Origin of the sequence: Kaistella sp., assembly GCF_032060305.1 — a bacterium.
Classification (GTDB): Bacteria; Bacteroidota; Bacteroidia; order Flavobacteriales; family Weeksellaceae; genus Kaistella; species Kaistella yananensis.
In genome coordinates this window covers 5952-7497 of sequence record NZ_DAMBHK010000089.1, presented here as the reverse complement: position 1 = coordinate 7497, position 1546 = coordinate 5952, and the positions used below count along the sequence as shown (strand labels likewise).

Annotated in this window: 1 protein-coding gene and 1 pseudogene; both read left to right on the top strand. The window is 38.9% G+C overall.

The window, feature by feature from the left end; all coding sequences use genetic code 11:
• Window positions 1-1104 (top strand): GEVED domain-containing protein (locus V5N63_RS10515; RefSeq protein ID WP_332033902.1); only part of this gene is annotated, 1104 nt, incomplete at its 5' end.
• A gap of 205 nt (window positions 1105-1309) precedes the next feature.
• Window positions 1310-1546: pseudogene (locus V5N63_RS10510) on the top strand (hypothetical protein); the annotation flags it as partial.

Here is a 1546-nt window from a genome sequence, read left to right as displayed (position 1 = left end):
GACGGTACTGAAGATTTCAGCTTCGCTTCTTTCCCAACCAATACCGCGCTTAAAGTTAGAATCTCTGCAATCGGAAACGTATTCTATGCCATTGCTCCGGTTACGGTTTCTGCTATTGTAGCATGCGACGGTACCGCTCCTGCAGGACTTAATGTCACTGGTGTTACAACCGCTTCTGCAGTTGTTGCATGGGATCCTATCGCAAGTGCAACCTATATCGTAAGATACAAAAAAGCTGCTGATGCTACTTGGACTGAAGTTCCGGTATCGGCCAACACTTACACCATCACGAATTTAGATGAAGGTACAGCTTATAATGTTCAGGTTGCTTCTGTGTGTTCAGGTACAACAGGTACCTATACTGCAGTAACTAACTTTACTACTTTAATGCTGCAGTACTGTACTCTTACTTCTACGAATTCAAGTGATGAGTATATCTCTAACGTAACTATTACAGCTGAAGGTGCTGCTGGTGTAAACAGTTCATCAGGTGCTTCAACTTATACCAATTATTCATCTGATCCTGCAAGATTGGTGCGTTTGGCAAAAGGAACAAATAACAATACTATTTCGGTTACTAAAGCCTGGTCAGGAACAACTTACAACGAAGCAGTAACAGTTTGGATCGATTTCGACAGAAGCGGTACTTTTGATGATGATGAATTTGTAATGTCTACTTCAGGTGATAAAACAACTCCTGTTACCGATACTTTCTCGGTTCCTGCAGATGCATATTCCGGAGACAAACCGGTAGGAATGAGGGTTGCTTTAAAATTCAGTACTCCTCAAATGACTCCTTGCGGTAGTTATACGTACGGGGAAGTAGAAGATTATGCAGTAATGATTTCATCTACTTTGGGCGTAAATGATAATGTTAAAGCAAGTGCTGTTCAGGTATATCCAAATCCTGCAATCGATTTGCTAAATGTTACTAAAGTTTCTGATAAAGCTTCTTACACCATTTACAACATGGCTGGTCAGGCTGTAGCTAAAGGTAAAGTTACCAATGGTAAAGTACAGGTGTCTCAGTTAGAGAAAGGAGTTTATATGATTTCCGTAGATAATAACGGACAGGTAAACCAAGTGAAATTTATCAAAAAATAATTTTCATCTTTTATAGAAATCAATCCCCGGAATACCACCGGGGATTTTTTTGTACTACACCATTTAATTGCAATGCTCTAACTAAAATGTAAATTTCGTTTAGGATTATTTAACAATTTCGACTTCTATTTAACCTAACTTTAACCGTAAAATACCATCTTATCACGGTGCGTTATGTGATATTTCATCTATTTTTGCCGTGTATATGAAGAAGTCTTTTTTGCTCGCCACTTTACTGTTGATTTTTAAAGTTCAGGCCCAGTTTTTTTCCGGAGAAATTATCATCAGAGATAATTCGGTGTATTACCTGAATCAGGTGTATGTAACAAACCTCACTTCTCAGAGTACGGTTTATACCGATTATTTCGGGGCTTTCAGGATTCCGGCAAAACCTGGCGATGTCATCAGGTTTACTTCTATTGTTACCGACAGAAAAGATGTT